At 44.1% G+C, this 16,800-nt stretch carries 15 protein-coding genes and 1 pseudogene; 10 read left to right on the top strand and 6 right to left on the bottom strand.

The window, feature by feature from the left end:
* The first annotated feature begins 18 nt into the window (after positions 1–18).
* The 4 genes from trpCF to AB6E78_RS18775 all read left to right on the top strand — a co-directional run bounded on the left by trpCF (position 19) and on the right by AB6E78_RS18775 (position 5,216).
* Entirely contained in the window at positions 19–1,458 is a 1,440-nt protein-coding gene (trpCF, locus tag AB6E78_RS18790; RefSeq protein ID WP_017063542.1) for a bifunctional indole-3-glycerol-phosphate synthase TrpC/phosphoribosylanthranilate isomerase TrpF, read from the top strand.
* 131 nt (positions 1,459–1,589) lie between these two features.
* Entirely contained in the window at positions 1,590–2,780 is a 1,191-nt protein-coding gene (gene trpB, locus AB6E78_RS18785; RefSeq protein ID WP_017063541.1) for a tryptophan synthase subunit beta, read from the top strand.
* Entirely contained in the window at positions 2,780–3,586 is an 807-nt protein-coding gene (gene trpA, locus AB6E78_RS18780) for a tryptophan synthase subunit alpha (RefSeq protein ID WP_017070760.1), read from the top strand. The genes trpB and trpA overlap by 1 nt, the downstream gene beginning before the upstream one ends.
* 310 nt (positions 3,587–3,896) lie before the next feature.
* Positions 3,897–5,216 (top strand): dicarboxylate/amino acid:cation symporter, encoded by a 1,320-nt coding sequence (locus AB6E78_RS18775; RefSeq protein ID WP_321163247.1) that lies wholly within the window; start codon positions 3,897–3,899, stop codon positions 5,214–5,216.
* 102 nt (positions 5,217–5,318) lie between these two features.
* Here AB6E78_RS18775 and AB6E78_RS18770 read toward each other — a convergent pair whose 3' ends face one another.
* The 5 genes from AB6E78_RS18770 to hisC form a co-directional block, all read right to left on the bottom strand.
* The gene (locus tag AB6E78_RS18770; protein ID WP_010438025.1) at positions 5,319–6,626 is read right to left on the bottom strand and encodes a TRAP transporter large permease; all 1,308 of its coding nucleotides are present in this window, start codon (positions 6,624–6,626) and stop codon (positions 5,319–5,321) included.
* Between the two features lie 21 nt (positions 6,627–6,647).
* Positions 6,648–7,127, bottom strand: a complete 480-nt coding sequence (locus tag AB6E78_RS18765) for a TRAP transporter small permease (RefSeq protein ID WP_004736522.1) — start codon at positions 7,125–7,127, stop codon at positions 6,648–6,650.
* A 67-nt stretch (positions 7,128–7,194) separates the two neighbouring features.
* Entirely contained in the window at positions 7,195–8,154 is a 960-nt protein-coding gene (locus AB6E78_RS18760; RefSeq protein WP_017061504.1) for a TRAP transporter substrate-binding protein, read from the bottom strand.
* Positions 8,155–8,744: 590 nt separating this feature from the next.
* Positions 8,745–9,518: an ABC transporter substrate-binding protein gene (locus AB6E78_RS18755; RefSeq protein WP_102393430.1), complete on the bottom strand. Its 774-nt coding sequence runs from the start codon at positions 9,516–9,518 to the stop codon at positions 8,745–8,747.
* Between the two features lie 10 nt (positions 9,519–9,528).
* Positions 9,529–10,671: a histidinol-phosphate transaminase gene (hisC, locus tag AB6E78_RS18750; RefSeq protein ID WP_372132817.1), complete on the bottom strand. Its 1,143-nt coding sequence runs from the start codon at positions 10,669–10,671 to the stop codon at positions 9,529–9,531.
* A 181-nt stretch (positions 10,672–10,852) separates the two neighbouring features.
* On the opposite strand from hisC, the gene AB6E78_RS18745 reads away from it, so the two are divergent.
* The 6 genes from AB6E78_RS18745 to AB6E78_RS18720 all read left to right on the top strand — a co-directional run bounded on the left by AB6E78_RS18745 (position 10,853) and on the right by AB6E78_RS18720 (position 14,744).
* Positions 10,853–11,740, top strand: coding sequence for a LysR substrate-binding domain-containing protein (locus AB6E78_RS18745; protein ID WP_017063534.1), 888 nt, complete (start codon positions 10,853–10,855; stop codon positions 11,738–11,740).
* 285 nt (positions 11,741–12,025) lie between these two features.
* Positions 12,026–12,274 carry a hypothetical protein gene (locus AB6E78_RS18740; RefSeq protein ID WP_017069991.1) on the top strand — a complete coding sequence of 83 codons (249 nt, stop codon included), beginning with the start codon at positions 12,026–12,028 and terminating at the stop codon, positions 12,272–12,274.
* Positions 12,275–12,407: 133 nt separating this feature from the next.
* Complete coding sequence (locus tag AB6E78_RS18735) at positions 12,408–12,974, top strand: septation protein A (protein WP_017061509.1); 567 nt, start codon at positions 12,408–12,410, stop codon at positions 12,972–12,974.
* Between the two features lie 188 nt (positions 12,975–13,162).
* On the top strand, positions 13,163–13,561 hold the full coding sequence (gene yciA, locus AB6E78_RS18730; protein ID WP_017061510.1) for an acyl-CoA thioester hydrolase YciA: 399 nt from the start codon (positions 13,163–13,165) through the stop codon (positions 13,559–13,561).
* Positions 13,562–14,050: 489 nt separating this feature from the next.
* Entirely contained in the window at positions 14,051–14,347 is a 297-nt protein-coding gene (locus tag AB6E78_RS18725) for a YciI family protein (protein ID WP_004741234.1), read from the top strand.
* A 1-nt stretch (position 14,348) separates the two neighbouring features.
* Entirely contained in the window at positions 14,349–14,744 is a 396-nt protein-coding gene (locus AB6E78_RS18720; RefSeq protein ID WP_048612785.1) for a GspS/AspS pilotin family protein, read from the top strand.
* Positions 14,745–14,827: 83 nt separating this feature from the next.
* On the opposite strand, the pseudogene metE reads toward AB6E78_RS18720, so the two are convergent.
* Positions 14,828–16,764, bottom strand: a pseudogene (gene metE, locus AB6E78_RS18715) (5-methyltetrahydropteroyltriglutamate--homocysteine S-methyltransferase); the annotation flags it as partial.
* Positions 16,765–16,800: the final 36 nt, after the last annotated feature.

Below are 16,800 nucleotides of genomic sequence, written 5' to 3'. Positions count from 1 at the left end.
CGAATCGAGACAAAGAACATGACACAGACTACCGATAAACTGTCGACCCACGTTTCAGTCAAAGAAGCTGAAATGGCGGAAGTATTAGCAAAAATCGTTCGTGATAAATACCAATGGGTTGAAGCACGTAAGCAGACTCAACCATTAGACGAGTTTAAAGCGTCACTAACTGCAACAGACCGCAGCTTTTATGACGCTCTGAGCGGAGAACAAACGGTTTTCATCACTGAATGTAAAAAGGCCTCTCCGTCAAAAGGTTTAATCCGTGACGAGTTTGACCTCGACTACATTGCTTCTGTTTACAACAACCACGCAAACGCGATTTCTGTGCTGACAGACGAGAAGTACTTCCAAGGTGACTTTGAGTTTTTACCTAAAGTTCGCAGCATTGCTAAGCAGCCTATCCTGTGTAAAGACTTCATGGTTGATACCTACCAAGTGTATCTAGCTCGTCATTACTCAGCTGATGCTATCTTGTTAATGCTATCGGTATTAGATGACGAAGAGTACAAAGCGCTGGCGGAAGTCGCTCACTCACTCAACATGGGTGTATTGACCGAAGTCAGCAACGAAGAAGAGCTTCACCGTGCAGTCGCTCTAAACGCTAAGGTGATCGGCATTAACAACCGTAATCTTCGTGACCTTTCGACTGATTTGAACCGTACTAAAGAGTTGGCGCCGCTGATTCGCGAACTGGCTCCAAACGCAGTTGTGATTTCAGAGTCTGGCATCTACACACATCAACAAGTTCGTGACCTTTCAACGTTTGCAGATGGCTTCCTAATCGGTAGCTCTCTAATGGCAGAGAAGAACCTCGAGCTTGCGGTACGCAAAGTAACACTGGGTGAAAACAAGGTGTGTGGTTTAACTCACTCTGACGATGCAGCAAAGGCTTATCAAGCTGGTGCGGTATTCGGTGGTCTGATATTCGTTGAAGCATCTAAGCGTCATGTGGATATCGAAGCGGCTCGTTTGACTATGAGCGGCGCACCTTTGAACTACGTGGGTGTGTTCCAAAACCACAGCGTTACTGACGTTGCGAAAACGGTTTCTGAGCTAGGCCTGTTCGCTGTGCAATTGCACGGTGATGAGTCTCAAGCGTTTGTCGATGAGCTAAAACAGTCACTACCTGAAAGCGTTGAGATTTGGAAAGCTTACGGTGTTTCTCCCGATGCTGAGAGCTCGCTACCAGAATTACTGGAAAGCAACGTGACTCGTCACCTGCTAGATACTAAAGTGGGTTCTCAAACTGGTGGCACAGGCCAAGTGTTCGATTGGAACCTAATCAACAACCAAAGCGCAATCATGTTGGCGGGTGGTCTAACCCCAGAAAATGCTAACCAAGCGGCTAAGTTGGGTTGCTTAGGATTAGACCTAAACTCTGGTGTTGAATCTGCTCCAGGAAAAAAAGACGCAGACAAACTGCAACGTGCTTTTGCAGCGATTCGCAATTACTAGTCCAAACTCGGCGCTAGAAATTAGAAAGCAGAAACTAAAAACATATTTGTGAGCTTTGCCTTTTGCGAAGCTCAAACAAGATTAAATGACTTGGTGTGAATACACATCAGTAGAATTGAAGGAATAACACAATGGCTAAACTCGATGCCTACTTTGGTGAATACGGTGGTCAATACGTACCGCAGATCCTAGTGCCAGCACTAGACCAACTAGAACAAGCATTTATTGATGCACAAGCCGATCCTGAGTTCCGCAGTGAATTCATGACGCTTCTGCAAGAGTACGCAGGTCGTCCAACGGCACTAACGCTAGCACGCAACCTAACAAAAGGTACAAAAACAAAACTGTACCTAAAGCGTGAAGATCTACTTCACGGCGGTGCTCACAAGACAAACCAAGTTCTTGGTCAAGCATTGCTAGCAAAACGTATGGGTAAGCAGGAAATCATCGCTGAAACTGGCGCAGGCCAACACGGTGTGGCAACGGCTCTAGCGTGTGCTCTACTAGGTCTTAAGTGTCGTGTTTACATGGGTGCAAAAGACGTTGAACGTCAAAGCCCGAACGTGTTCCGTATGAAGCTAATGGGCGCAGAGGTTATCCCTGTTCATTCTGGCTCTTCAACGCTAAAAGATGCGTGTAACGAAGCACTACGTGACTGGTCTGCAACTTATGAAGACGCGCATTACCTATTGGGTACTGCAGCGGGCCCTCACCCATTCCCAACGATTGTTCGTGATTTCCAACGCATGATTGGTGAAGAAACGAAGAACCAAATTCTAGCTCGTGAAGGTCGCCTTCCTGATGCGGTTATCGCTTGTGTCGGCGGTGGTTCGAACGCTATCGGTATGTTTGCGGATTTCATTGAAGAAGAAACTGTTCGCCTAATCGGTGTAGAGCCGGCTGGTAAAGGTATTGATACCGACCAACACGGCGCGCCGCTTAAGCACGGTAAAACCGGTATCTTCTTCGGCATGAAAGCGCCACTGATGCAAGATGAGAACGGCCAAGTAGAAGAGTCTTACTCTGTATCTGCGGGTCTAGACTTCCCATCAGTTGGTCCTCAACACGCGCACCTAAATGCTATTGGCCGTGCTGAATACGACAACGTGACCGACGACGAAGCGCTAGAAGCGTTCCAATTGATTGCACGTAAAGAAGGTATTATCGCAGCGCTAGAGTCATCTCATGCTTTGGCTCATGCTGTTAAAATGGCTCACGATGACCCAGAGAAAGAACAGCTATTAGTGGTTAATCTATCTGGTCGTGGTGATAAAGACATCTTCTCTGTACACGACATTCTTAAAGAGAAAGGAGCATTATAATGGATCGCTATCAATCACTCTTCACTCGCTTAGCTGAAAAGAATCAGGGCGCATTTGTACCATTCGTAACGGTTGGCGATCCTAACCCTCAGCAGTCTCTTAAGATCATGGAAACACTCGTTGAAGCGGGTGCTGATGCACTTGAACTTGGTATTCCATTCTCAGATCCGCTTGCAGATGGCCCGACAATCCAAGGTGCAAACATTCGTGCGTTAGATTCAAAAGTAACGCCAGATGTGTGTTTTGATCTTATTGGTCAAATTCGTGCTAAATACCCAGATCTGCCAATCGGCCTACTGATGTACGCAAACTTGGTGTACGCACGTGGTATCGAGAACTTCTACGAGCGTTGTGCGAATGCAGGTATCGATTCAGTATTGATTGCTGATGTACCAACCAACGAGAGTGGCGAGTTTGTTGCTGCAGCTAAGAAGTTTGGTATTCACCCAATATTTATTGCTCCACCAACAGCAAGTGATGAGACGCTTCAATCGGTTTCTGAGCTAGGTGGTGGTTACACTTACCTACTTTCTCGTGCTGGCGTAACGGGTGCAGAAACCAAAGCAAACATGCCTGTGACAGCCCTACTTGACCGTTTGAACAAGTTTGATGCGCCACCAGCACTGCTTGGTTTCGGTATCTCTGCTCCTGAGCAAGTAAAAGAAGCCATCGAAGCTGGCGCTGCTGGTGCTATCTCTGGCTCTGCGGTTGTGAAAATCATTGAAAACAACGTTGAACAACCAGAAGCAATGCTTAAAGCACTTGCTGAGTTTGTTACGCCAATGAAAGCGGCAACGCAAAAATAATAAATAGGCTCCCACTAGTGCGATAATTAGCGCTGTGGGAGTTTTTCTCCGAGAACACGTCCAAACCCTCTCAATTGTTAAATTTCTGATAAAAACAACACCTCATACAAACCTGTAGCACACCTATAATACCCCACAAAAACATCACCACCATTTATAAAAATAATGACAAATCAAAAAGCAAACGTTTGCTTTAGTGTGAAAAATCATCAAATGACATTTGATTACTGCTTTTTGGTGTTCTTTCATCTCTGCTCATATTGATAAATGTAAAAGATACGTGTAAAACTTCTCGCGAAATATTAATCCAATGGTACATCGTACATTGGTGAGTAGTTCTGGGATTTTTATATTTAGTAGCACAGAGGTTATGGAAGTGTTAAAAGAAAAGAGTTTACTAAGCAACATCGGCGTTCAAGTCGTTATTGCAATGATCATCGGTACCCTAGTCGGTGCGATGATGGGTGACAGCGCAACTATGTTCGCTCCACTGGGTGCTATCTTCATCAATTTGATCAAGATGCTGGTTATCCCTCTAGTCGCGGTTGCCCTAATTTCAGGTGCTGCTGGTCTAGGCAACAGCTCATCAGCAGGTAAAGTGGGCGTGACCACTCTAGGTTACTTTGCACTAACGTCTGCACTTGCTGTAGCACTAGCGCTAGTAATGGGTGAAATATTCGAACCAGGTCGTGGTATCGATGTTTCTGGCGTTGAAGGCATGTTCTCTTCTGAATACGCTGCGAAAGGTGAACTTCCAACGTTCTGGGCAACCATCACAGGCATGATCCCGACCAACGTTTTCCAATCACTGAATGAAGCAAACATTCTGCAAATTCTAGTTTTCTGCTTATTCTTCGGTATTGCGATTTCTAAACAAGCGAAAGAGAAACGTGACCCTATCATCAATGGCGTAAACGCGATTGTTGACGCTATGGTTTGGATGATCAACAAGGTTATGATCATTGCACCACTAGGCGTATTCGGCCTAATGGCAGAAGCTGTGGGTACATTCGGCTTTGGCGCACTTATGGTTGTGTTCAAACTGTTCGTTGTCTACATCGCTGCGATTCTGATCTTCGGCTTTGTTGCTTACCCGCTAATGATTCAAATCTTCACTAAGACTTCTGCTAAGAAGTTCCTAGTGGCAATGAAGAAGCCTCAAGCGGTTGCACTATCAACAGCATCTTCAATGGCGACACTGCCAGTAACAATGGAAACGGTAGAGAAAGAACTTGGCGTTCGTAACTCTACGGCTTCATTCGTTCTGCCACTTGGTGCGACGATCAACATGTCTGGTAACGCAATTTACTACGGCCTAGTTGCTATCTTCTTCGCACAGCTGTTCAACATCGACCTTTCTATGGGTGCTTACGTTGCTATCATCGTAACGTCGACTCTAGGCGCAGTTGGTCAAGCAGGTGTTCCAGGTCCTTCTTTCCTAGTGGTTGCGGTTCTTCTAGCAGCTGGTATCCCTATTGAAGGTCTACCTCTGTTGTTCGCTCTAGACCGTATCTTCGACATGATCCGTACTGCTCTAAACATCACTGGTGATGCAGCATGTGCAGTCATCGTTGATTCTCTAATCGAAGACGAAGCGAAAGAAGCTGAGCTACAAAAACAGCAAGCGTAATATTAAGCTTCAGTTTGATTGATAAATAAAACCGCCTTCATGAGGCGGTTTTTTTATTAGGTCATGATCGATATTGATTCGGTAAATCTTACCCTTGTAAGGCTAATTGATTAATCCAAACGCACGAGGCAGAGCCAAACTAATTTCAGGAATAAAAGTAATGGCCAACAGTGTGACGATCAATACGGCACAAAACGGCATGATACTTCTTATAACATTCTCAATCTTGGAGCCACTGACACTACAACCCACAAATAGCGCCGTACCAACGGGTGGCGTTGCAATACCAATACATAAGTTGAAGATAATCATCATCGCAAAGTGAATTGGATGCATGCCTAAATGCTCAGCAATCGGCATAAAGATAGGGGTAAAGATCAATACGGCTGGCGTAAGGTCCATAAACATACCCACAATCAGTAGAATCAGGTTCATCAGAATAAAGATGATAATTGGATTGTCTGAAATAGAGAGCATCCAATCACTGATCATGGTTGGTAGACCGGTAAACGCCATTGCCCATGACATAATGGTAGAAGCACCAATCAAGAACAGCATAATGCCAGTAACCTGAACCGTTTCTCTACAAATTATCGGAAAGTGTGCCCATTTGAGGGTTCGGTAACAGAGTGACAGTATAAAAGAGTATAGAACCGCTATACATGCCCCTTCTGTTGCAGTGAATATACCACCAATAATACCGCCAATAACAACAACAATAAGCCCTAAGCTTGGTGTTGCTTGCCAAACAATATTCAGCACATCTTTCGTTGTGAAGCCGTCATTCGCACTTGTTTTGTAGCCCTTCTTTTTAGCGATGAAATAGGCGACGACCATACAACTTAAGCCCATTAGAATACCTGGGACATACCCTGCGATAAACAACGCCGCAACGGATGTTCCACCCGATACCACTGAAAATACGATCAGTGAATTACTCGGCGGTATTAATAAGCCTGCCGGGCAAGATGCAACGTTTACTGCTGTTGCTAAGTTTTTATCATAACCATCTTTTTCTAATTCTGGGCCTAAGGTTTTACCAACCGCAGCTGCTGCTGCAACGGCTGATCCTGAAACGGCGCCAAACATCATATTGGCGAAGATGTTCACGTGAAAAAGTGAGCCCGGGATCCAACCAACCAAGAGCTTTGCAAGGTTGATGAGTCGACTCGCGATGCCACCTACATTCATTATATTCCCCGCGAGGATAAAGAAAGGGATGGCTAATAAACTGAAACTATCAATACCGGTAATGATTTTTTGACCCGCAGTAATACTGGCGACTTCAAACGGTAAGATGAAATACATGATGGTTAAAGATGACATGGCAATTGCAATCGCAATCGGCATGCTTATCGCGATCATGAATAAGAATAGGCCTAGCAGCCAAACACCAATGGACAAATCCATAATATAGAGTCCTTTTAAAACTTATTTTTTGTTGGGTTCACAAAAAAGATCAAACGTATTCATGACCAAATAAATGAGGATAATAACGGCTGAAATCGGCAATATTGAATACACCGTCGACATCGGTAATTGCAGTGCTGGAGAGAGTTGTTGTGTGGTTCTTCCCATTAGGGCGATGCCACCTTGAAGCATTGCTAGAAATACAAATGCGCCAGAAATGATATTGATGAGTACATGTAATGCGATATGTGCTTTACCCTTAAGATAACCATCCAATAACGTTATTGCTAAGTGTCCTTTGATACCGAATAAGTAGCTTGCTCCTAATAAGCCAAGCCATACCATCGCATAACGAGCAAGTTCATCAGTCCAGTTACTTGGGTCATTCAAAACATAGCGACTAAAAACCTGCCAAGTGACAGTAACGACAAGTAACATTAATGCAAAAGAAGAGACAAAAAGAATCAACCTATCAAGTAGGTTTCTGAAAGTTGCTAACATGGTGTGATACCTCAAAAAATTTTGCCTTAGCAAAGCCAAGGCAAAATTATATTTTCACTAAGACTGATTACAGAACTTCAATTTTTTCAATGAATGAAGCTAATTTAGGGTCTTTTTTGGCTTCATCAATCATAGGTTTAACAGCGGCACGGAACGGGGCTTTATCAACATCAACAAACGTTACGCCTGCTTTCATTCCTTTCTCTTTGTTCATTTCATCTGTTGCGTCCCAGATTTTGATCTGCTCTTCAAGAGACTCAGCTGCAGCTTCTTTTAAGATTTTTTGCTCGTTAGCCGTTAAAGTACCCCATTTGTATTCAGAAATGATGATCACGTCAGGCGTCATCATGTGCTGGTCCATAGAGTAAAATTTGGCAACTTCACTGTGTTTCATTTCAACTAAGCTAGAAATATTATTCTCAGCACCATCAATTACACCTTGTTGCAGAGCCGTGTATACCTCATTGAAAGGTACAGGCGTTGCTTTACCACCAAGTAAGTTAACCATTTCCATCATGGTTGGAGAACCAGGAACTCGAACTTTCATGCCAGCTAGATCTGCTGGTGAGTTGATGGCTTTCTTAGCGTAGAAGCTACGTGTGCCTGAATCATAGAATGTAAGACCGATGAAACCTTTACCTTCGCTTGAAAGCAGCATCTCTTGTGCAGCTTCACTTCGCATGAAGGTTCTCATATGTGGAACGTCACGGAATAAGAAAGGCAGTGCATTAACCTTAAACGTTGGTTCAAAAGATTCGGCTAACCCACCATTGATTTTGGCCATATCAATCGCGCCAGTAACAACTTGCTCCGCTTGGTCACGTTCAGAGCCTAATTGACCGTTTGGAAAGATCTTAATCGTAAGTTCACCATTCGATTTTTCTTTCACTTTATCAGCCATGATCACCATGCCTTGGTGAGCTGCGCTTTCTAATGACATTGCATGCCCTAACGTCAAAGTTTTTGCTTGAGCGCCAAATGCCATCAGAATTGAAGCCGCTGCAATCGTCAGTAGGTGTTTTTTCATGTTCTTCTCCAGAATCCATTTTGTAAGAGGTACAGTTTTATATGCAACGCTATAGCTAAGTTTGAAATCTAACGTTCAATTGCACATCGCTCATAGCAGTAACGTTTCATTACAATATTCTTACCTTCATATATTTTGTATTACAATACTATGTGTATATTTTGTGAGCTAAGGTTCATCTATTTGCCAGAGAGCTGAATTGATTGTGATACCAATCATATTTGGCACCAATTAGACCATTAAGCAGTCTAACTTCGGATTTTTGGGGAATTCCGAGCGCTTTCAACTGCTTTTAGAACCGTCTATTAGCAAAAATCACGCGCAAATTTGTGTTATTTTAAGATCTTAAAATCAGTAATTAAGCACGGACAAAGAAGGTCTCATCGATTGAAAAAGCGAATCGTGAACGGCGATTTCTGAGGTGGTCGAGGTAAGGTTTTAGGCTGAGCGTATGGAACAAGAGTGGATAAGCAGGGATAAAGACAACGGTGGGAATCTTACTAAGACGAATTATTTGTAACAAAAATCCGAGAGCTTCACAGCCCTCGGATTTTTGTTTTTGGTGTTCTAGTTTTTAGGCGTTAAACGAATTACAAATCAGCGCCATAGATATCAAACGTGAAGTACTTAGCGGCGATCTTGTCGTAAGTACCGTTCGCTCTGATCTCTTCAATCGCGGCATTGAATTGTTTCGCCAGTTTTGAATCCTGCTTTCTTAGTGCTAACGCCGTACCCTCGCCAATGTAGGCTTTGTCGGTTACTGCTTTACCTTTAAATTCAAAGCCCTCACCTTCTTTTTTATCTAAGAAAGCTAATGACAGTTGATCCGAGTTGCCAAAGGTTAGATCTAGACGACCATTTTGCAGATCCAGATACACTTCATCTTGCCCTGTGTAACGCTTAATGTTGGCCACACTGCCAAACTTGTCGGTTACGTAGCGATCGTGAATCGTACCTTGTTGAACACCTATAGTTTTGCCCGCCAAGCCCGCCTCATCAACGCTGAACTCCGCGCTTTTAGCAGCAACAAACACGGCTGGAGTTTGGTAGTACTTATCAGTAAATAAGATCTTACGCTTACGCTCTTCGGTGATACGCATTGACGCCATAATCACATCTGACTTTCTTGCCAACAAACTTGGAATTAGCGAATCCCAGCTTTGTGAAACCCAAGTACAATCGAGTTTAGCTTGCTCACACAAGGCATCAGCTATCTCAATATCAAACCCGACAGGCACACCGTCGCTGTTTTTATAGTTGAATGGCGGATACGTAAAGTCCGACGCCAAACGGATTTCTTTCGCCTGTACCGTTGTACCAAGTAAAGCGACCGCACAAGCGAGTCCTAGTATTATCTTTTTCATCATTGCCATCCTAGATATGATCTTTATCGAGTTGAGATTGAGTTTCTTTATGTTGAACTTGTTGAATGTGTTTGCCTTGTTGACTCTGTTCTAATTCGGTTTGGTAACGTGTTAGTGACGTTATCACTTCTAGCATGCTCTCTTGGCTACCAATACTGATTCGAACACAGTTACGCAAAGCCGGTTCATGGTTTTGGTTCCTTGTCACAATGCCGTCCTTCGCCAAGACACTGAACACTTGATGCCCAGCTTTTTGACGCAGCAAAATGAAGTTTGTCGATGAAGGGTAAACAGACTCGATGAAATCAAACTGCGTTAACTCACAAGCAAACCAGTTACGCAGCTCAACCAGATTCTGCGTCGCATCTTGCATCACTGAGACTCGTTCATCAGACAACGCGTCTAATACAATTTGAGATGAGCAATCTGGCATCGGATAAGGTGGAATCAGCTTCGCGACATACTGCATCACATTTTGACTCGCTAAGATAAAACCACAACGAACTGCAGCCAGTCCAAATGCCTTAGACAAAGTGCGAATCACAACCAAGTGCGGATAACGCTCAATAAGGCTAACGGCTGACGTTTGTGGTTCAAATTCGATATACGCTTCATCGACGACCACTAGAGATTTTCCAGTCGTGCCTTCCAGTACCTGAATCAAATCCGATTTAGGAATCACATTGCCCGTTGGATTGTTTGGTGAGCAAAGAAACACGATATTCGCCAGTTTTGCCTTATTCACAATATCAGCGACGTTCAGGCTAAAGTCTTCCTGCAATGGAGAGTCCAAGGTATTAATCGCCAATGCATCAGCGCAAAACTCATACATCGCATACGTTGGAGAGCAGATAAGTATGTTGTCGCACGCCGGTTTACAGAATGTTCTGATCAGCAAATCAATCGCTTCATCTGCACCACGAACAGCCACAGTCGCGGCATCGGTACTACAGTAATCTTGATAAGCCTTAGCAATATCTTGTGGTAAGAAGTCTGGGTATCGGTTGTGACTTGCTTCTCCTTGAAACAGCGAGCTTTCCAATTCATTGGCGTTTAGCCAGACACGTCCATCACCACCAATTCTTCTTGCCGATTGATAAGGTATTAATTTTTTTACAGCCTGAGGCACTAAGCTATCAATAAAAGATGTCAAGAAGCTATCCCTTTCACAAAATCACAATGTCTTCATCATTGCCTTCATATTCAAAAAATGTGACTTATACACATATTGAATCACAAATGATGATTAAGTATTTACATTCAAACAGAACACTATTGATAAATGAATCGAAATAATCACATAATAGCCATGATAAAAAGTCATAGGTAAAGATATGAATCGCACACTTCCTTCAACCAAAACCTTGCTCGCGTTTTTGTCTACGGCAAGGCACCTCAACTTTACACGCGCGGCACATGAGCTCAATGTTACGCAAGGTGCAGTGAGTCGTCAGGTATTGTCGTTTGAAGAAAGCCTTGGCTGTGATCTCTTCTATCGCCATGCTCGCGGATTGTCTTTAACGCCGAAAGGAGAAGAACTGGTTCCCCTGATACAAGGAACGATTCATCAGCTGCAATCGGCTCTAAATCAAGTGGCTAGCTCTCCGTCTAAGATCAAACTCAACGCACCGAGCTGTATTACCTCTTGGCTACTACCTAAGTTGATGTCTTTTCAGCAAGCCTATCCTGAAATTGATGTCGAACTGACGTCGACCATCAAGCACGTCTTCGAACCAAGCTTTGATCCGTTTGACGCCGTAATTACCTATGGTAAGAAGCCAAACCAACAATCGATTATCAGCCAATTATTGTTTAACGAGCAGCTAGCGCCCGTTTGCCAAGCACAAAGCATTACACAGAGCCATCTTGTCGACGACGCATCGACCATCATCAAGCCACACAAGCTTGCCCAATACACTTGGCTACACGCCAACAATGAGCAAAGTGATTGGCGACTTTGGTTAGAGCACATAGGCAGCCACGACCTTTCAAGCAAGAACAACCAACAATTCGCGACACTCGATCAAGCTATGAACGCCGCCATTCAAGGGTTTGGCATTGCCATAGGCGACATCACACTGGCCAAGCAAGATATTGATTTAGGTAGATTGGTAAAAGTGAGTGAAGGCAGTGTTTTCTCTGGAAATGGTTACTTCTTGCTGCAACCCAAGAATCGACAAAATACATCCTTATCTACGCTTGTTGATTGGCTCGTCGATTAGCGGCAATCATTGTTGGTAGGCCTCTTTATAAGCGGCAGGAGAGCGTCATAATGAGAATTTTTCCGTTCTCAAAATGAAACTATTTGATGTCTGTTTCGTATTGATTGTCAGAGAATAGAACGTACCTTCCTTTAACTATTTGAAAAGAAGTTCAATTCTATTTAGTCGGGAATTTGTTCTGTTCTGTTGGAGAAAATGGCATTCGAATTGCTTTGTCATAGATAACCCAACCAATATACAGCAGGTTGCACCAGTTTCACTGCAGCTTGTCACGGAGGATAGGCTATGACCTTACAAAGACATACGTATTACGGCTTGATTCACCATGGAATTAAAACCCTATTAATGGACAGAATTGGCCACTTCACAGAGCGTGAATATCACGAGTATCTCGACTTAACGACCGGTAAATCGACATGTTTTGCCATGAGTGAGCAAGAGCTCGAAAACACCTTAGACAGCTTAAAGAGCGAAGGTTACCTTGAAGATATCAAAAAGCTGATACCTCGCTATCAAACCTCGTCAATGCGATAACCTGCTTCAACTCTTTAAACACGATGAGTGGTTAGATTGAATTAATTGGCACCCAATTGTCTCGAGCTATTTAGCATCGAGACAGTTTTCGTTAGACTGTCAGCAACTCAACTAACTGGATAGTCAGTGTCTCATGAAACAAATTCTTGATTTCATTCCTCTCATTATTTTCTTTGCGCTTTATAAGATGTACGACATCTATACCGCGACCGGCGCTTTGATCGTTGCCTCTGCAGTTCAAATTATTTTGACTTATTTCATCTACAAGAAAGTCGAAAAAATGCAGGTCATCACCTTTCTAATGGTTGCCGTATTTGGTGGCATGACCATCTTCTTGCACGACGACAACTTCATTAAATGGAAAGTCACCATCGTTTACGCACTGTTTGCGATTGGCCTGACGGTCAGTCACATCATGGGCAAATCAGCGATTAAAGGTATGTTAGGCAAAGAGATCACACTGCCTGATTCGGTATGGGGCAAGATCAACTGGGCATGGACGCTGTTCTTTACCCTATGTGCCGTTCTCAACGTTTACGTTGCTTTCAGCCTACCGTTGGATGTTTGGGTCAACTTCAAAGTGTTTGGTCTACTCATCGCGACCTTGCTCTTCACCTTGCTCACTGGTGTTTATATCTATAAGCATCTACCAAAAGACCAGCAGAAAGAGTTAACGGATAAAAATACCGACGAGAAATAGCCCTTAGGGATGAGTCCTCATACCCTATTTGATACAATTATTATCAATATGCGATTGGCCAATGATACTCGTGATCATTGGCCGCTGATTATTTGTGTTCGGTGAAGACGTTAAAAGTTAGACCACCACGAGTCTCGTAAACACATCTATTTTTATATAAAACAATCAATACCATTAAGAGTACGACAATGACTATTCAATCAACTTTGAACCCGATTGGTTCTTTACTTCTTCGCACATTAGCGATGCCTTCTGATACAAATGCAGCAGGCCAGATTTTCGGTGGTTGGATAATGTCACAGCTTGACCTTGCTGGCGGCATACTGGCAAAAGAGATATCTAACGGCAAGATAGTCACGGTTTCAGTATCGAGTATCGAGTTCAAACAGCCGGTTTCTGTAGGTGATGTTGTGTGTGTTTATGGTGACTGCACTAAGATTGGTCGCAGCTCGATGAATATCGACCTAGAAGTATGGGTTAAGCCTGTACTTGACCACGGTATCGGTGACCGCTACAAGGTGTGTGGCGCGACATTCAACTACGTTGCGGTTGATGAAAGTGGTAAGCCTCGTCCAATCAACAAATAACACCTTTTATTAAGCGTGTGGCATCGATGGTCTTTAGTTTTTATAAATGAAATTACTAGGGCGTGTTGATCTTTCGAGCTGATTTTTGCAGCGAGTTACTGGGTATTTATACAAGGCAGAGGCGTCGATGTGTAGCTAGCCTACATGAGAAGCCGATAACGTAGTAGAAATGACCAGCAAACGCTGCCCGAAGGGTTCGAGCTGGGCGCCCCCGCAAAAAGCGTTTTACTCTTTGTTGAGGGAGATTTGCTTAGAATGACTAGGCGACTTCCCCCCTCGCCGCGATTAAAACGCTTTTGACTAGGCGTCCCCATCCGAACAAAATTTAACCACGAAAGGTCAACACGCCCTAACGACCATACAACTCTCTCGCACCAATTCACAATTTCTTATCATTAGCCCTTCCAATACCAATTAGTTCGCGTAAATTAGCAAGATAGCGAATTTAAACGCCCCAAATTTAGTGAAGTAAAATAAGGATATCTCAATATGTGGTACGTGATTTTTTCTCAAGACGTCGAAAATTCATTAGAAAAACGCCTAAGTGTTCGCCCACAACATCTAGAACGCCTACAAACACTTCACGATGAAGGCCGACTGTTAACAGCAGGTCCAATGCCAGCTATTGACTCAGATAACCCTGGCGAAGCGGGCTTTACAGGTTCAACTGTGATTGCTGAATTTAACTCTTTGGAAGATGCACAAGCATGGGCAGACGCTGACCCGTACATTGATGCTGGCGTTTACCAAAATGTGATTGTAAAACCATTCAAGAAAGTATTTTAACGTGAAAAAATGGATTATTGGCTCACTGGCTTTAGCTCTGCTTGCAGGCTGTGCTTCAAGTGAGCAAGACGAACAAAGACAGCTAGAGATGATGGCGCAGCACCGAGCTGGCGTTTTATCTGCAGGCCTGCCGATTGAGTATGGTCCACTGTCGGTCATGCGCGTGTTAGCAAAAAACACGGTTATCGAAATCATGATGATCTACAACCAAGATGCAAAAGGTGCTAAGCCTTTAAACCAAGTTGTAGACATGAGTGTGAATAGCTACTGCACCAACTCTGAAGTGAGAGCAAACCTCGATATGGGCTTGGCTTACAACATCAAGATTCGCAACACTCGCGGACAACTGATGGTTGAGAAGTTGATCAGCAAAGAGACGTGTCAGAGCAGCAACTAGATTCGACCGAACAAGTATAAAACCAGAAGGCCTCGCAAATGCGAGGCCTTTGTTTTATGAAGCAATCAAAATCCTAAGCTGAATTATGCCTCGGTTGATTCCCACTCTTTACGCAGTGCTTTAGTTGCCGAAACTAAGTTAGTCAGCGCCGCTTCCGTCTCTGCCCAGTTCCGTGTCTTCAGCCCACAATCAGGGTTTGCCCACAAACGTTCCGCTGGAACGTTTCTCTGCCGCTTTCTTAAGTAAATCAATAATCCACTCTTCTGAAGGGATGTTTGGTGAGTGAATGTCATAAACGCCAGGTCCAATCGCATTCGGGTAGTTGAACTCTTCAAATGCTTTCAGCAGTTCCATGTTCGAGCGAGAAGTCTCAATGGTAATCACATCGGCATCTAGCGCGGCTACTGAATCAATGATCTCGTTGAACTCGCTGTAACACATGTGGGTATGAATCTGAGTTTCTGGTTTAGCACTTGCCGCTGAGATCTTAAAGGCATCGACCGCCCACTCTAGGTATTCTGCGTGGTCGCGCTTTTTCAATGGCAGACCTTCACGAATCGCTGGTTCATCGATTTGGATAATGTTGATGCCCGCGTCTTGCAAATCAGACACTTCATCTCGCAGCGCAAATGCCAATTGATTAGTGATCTCTTTACGTGAGATGTCTTCACGTGGGAATGTCCAACATAAGATAGTGACTGGGCCTGTCAGCATCCCTTTCATCTGCTTCGAGGTCAGAGATTGGGCATAGGTCGACCATTCCACCGTCATTGGTTTTTCTCGTTCAATATCCGCGACCACAATCGCCGGCTTCACGCAGCGTGAGCCATAGCTTTGTACCCAACCAAACTTAGTGGTTTGAAAGCCTGCTAGGTTTTCTGCAAAGTACTCCACCATGTCGTTACGTTCAGCTTCGCCATGAACAAGCACATCCAAATCCAGTGCTTCTTGACGTTTAACGGCATCCGCAATATGGCCTTTCAATGCAGTGTTATATTCCGCTTCACTCAGTTTGCCAGTGCGGTAAGCGCTACGTTGAACACGGATCTCGCCTGTCTGTGGGAATGAACCAATGGTTGTGGTTGGTAACAGCGGTAAGCCTAACACCTCAGACTGGTGCGCGGCACGTTCTGCGTATGGAGCAGTGCGCTCTGCTAGCGCTTTAGTTATCGTGTTAATACGAGCTTGAACTTGCGGCTTATTCACATGAGTTGCACTCTTGCGTGCAACAATCGGGTGGCTATACGTCTCACACGCTAAAATGGCATTTTGGTCGCCGTCTAACGCCGCACCCAATAAGCTCACCTCAGTGACTTTCTGTTTTGCAAAGGCAAACCAACTCTTCACTTCTTCGCTAAGCGTCTCTTCTAACTCAAGGTCGACTGGGCTATGCAGCAATGAACATGAACTTGCGACCCATAGTTTATCGCCTAGCTTTTCTTTCACTGGTTGCAGCAACTCAAGCTGCGCGGCTAAGTCTGCTCGCCAAACATTGCGTCCGTTGATTGCTCCTGCAGAAAGCACCCAATCTTCAGGTAGCTTGTTCACCACTTGATCGAGTTGCTGGGGTGCGGCAGCCAAATCGATGTGTAAGCCGTTGACGGGCAGTTCCATGATTTTATCTAACGTGTCAGTCACAGAATCAAAGTACGTGGTAAGGAGTAGCTTCACATCACCTTGAATCACCTGATAAGCCAATTTGAATGAATCTGCCCACTTAGTCTCAAGTTCCAGAGAAAGGATAGGTTCATCGATTTGTACCCACTCAACGCCCAACTTGGCCAGTTTTGCCAGAATCGCTTGGTAAGCGGTAAGCAAGCGTGGAAGCAAAGTTAAACGATCAAAACCCTCCTCCACTTCTTTACCAAGATATAAATAAGATAACGGGCCTAACAAAACTGGCTTCACCTTATGCCCGGATTTTATCGCTTCACTCACTTCGTCAAACAGTTGTGGCCAGCTCACTTCAAAGGAATCGTCTTTGCTGAACTCAGGCACAATTGTAGTGGTACGCTGAATTTGGTCACTTAGTTAGAGGTGATATCATCACCTCATA

The sequence above is a fragment of the Vibrio sp. 10N.247.310.98 genome (assembly GCF_041467395.1).
GTDB classification, from domain to species: domain Bacteria; phylum Pseudomonadota; class Gammaproteobacteria; order Enterobacterales; family Vibrionaceae; genus Vibrio; species Vibrio crassostreae_C.
The sequence above is the reverse complement of the archived record's forward strand: the minus strand, read 5'-3'. Positions and strand labels throughout refer to the sequence as shown.

Excerpts from the sequence above, each read along its gene's own strand:
- AB6E78_RS18745 (WP_017063534.1), top strand. The coding sequence starts at position 10,853 with ATGAATCGCACACTTCCTTCAACCAAAACCTTGCTCGCGTTTTTGTCT.
- AB6E78_RS18760 (WP_017061504.1), bottom strand. The coding sequence starts at position 8,154 with ATGAAAAAACACCTACTGACGATTGCAGCGGCTTCAATTCTGATGGCA.
- AB6E78_RS18735 (WP_017061509.1), top strand. The coding sequence starts at position 12,408 with ATGAAACAAATTCTTGATTTCATTCCTCTCATTATTTTCTTTGCGCTT.
- trpCF (WP_017063542.1), top strand. The coding sequence starts at position 19 with ATGACACAGACTACCGATAAACTGTCGACCCACGTTTCAGTCAAAGAA.
- AB6E78_RS18765 (WP_004736522.1), bottom strand. The coding sequence starts at position 7,127 with ATGTTAGCAACTTTCAGAAACCTACTTGATAGGTTGATTCTTTTTGTC.
- AB6E78_RS18770 (WP_010438025.1), bottom strand. The coding sequence starts at position 6,626 with ATGGATTTGTCCATTGGTGTTTGGCTGCTAGGCCTATTCTTATTCATG.
- yciA (WP_017061510.1), top strand. The coding sequence starts at position 13,163 with ATGACTATTCAATCAACTTTGAACCCGATTGGTTCTTTACTTCTTCGC.
- AB6E78_RS18755 (WP_102393430.1), bottom strand. The coding sequence starts at position 9,518 with ATGAAAAAGATAATACTAGGACTCGCTTGTGCGGTCGCTTTACTTGGT.
- trpA (WP_017070760.1), top strand. The coding sequence starts at position 2,780 with ATGGATCGCTATCAATCACTCTTCACTCGCTTAGCTGAAAAGAATCAG.
- AB6E78_RS18740 (WP_017069991.1), top strand. The coding sequence starts at position 12,026 with ATGACCTTACAAAGACATACGTATTACGGCTTGATTCACCATGGAATT.
- AB6E78_RS18775 (WP_321163247.1), top strand. The coding sequence starts at position 3,897 with ATGGTACATCGTACATTGGTGAGTAGTTCTGGGATTTTTATATTTAGT.
- trpB (WP_017063541.1), top strand. The coding sequence starts at position 1,590 with ATGGCTAAACTCGATGCCTACTTTGGTGAATACGGTGGTCAATACGTA.
- AB6E78_RS18725 (WP_004741234.1), top strand. The coding sequence starts at position 14,051 with ATGTGGTACGTGATTTTTTCTCAAGACGTCGAAAATTCATTAGAAAAA.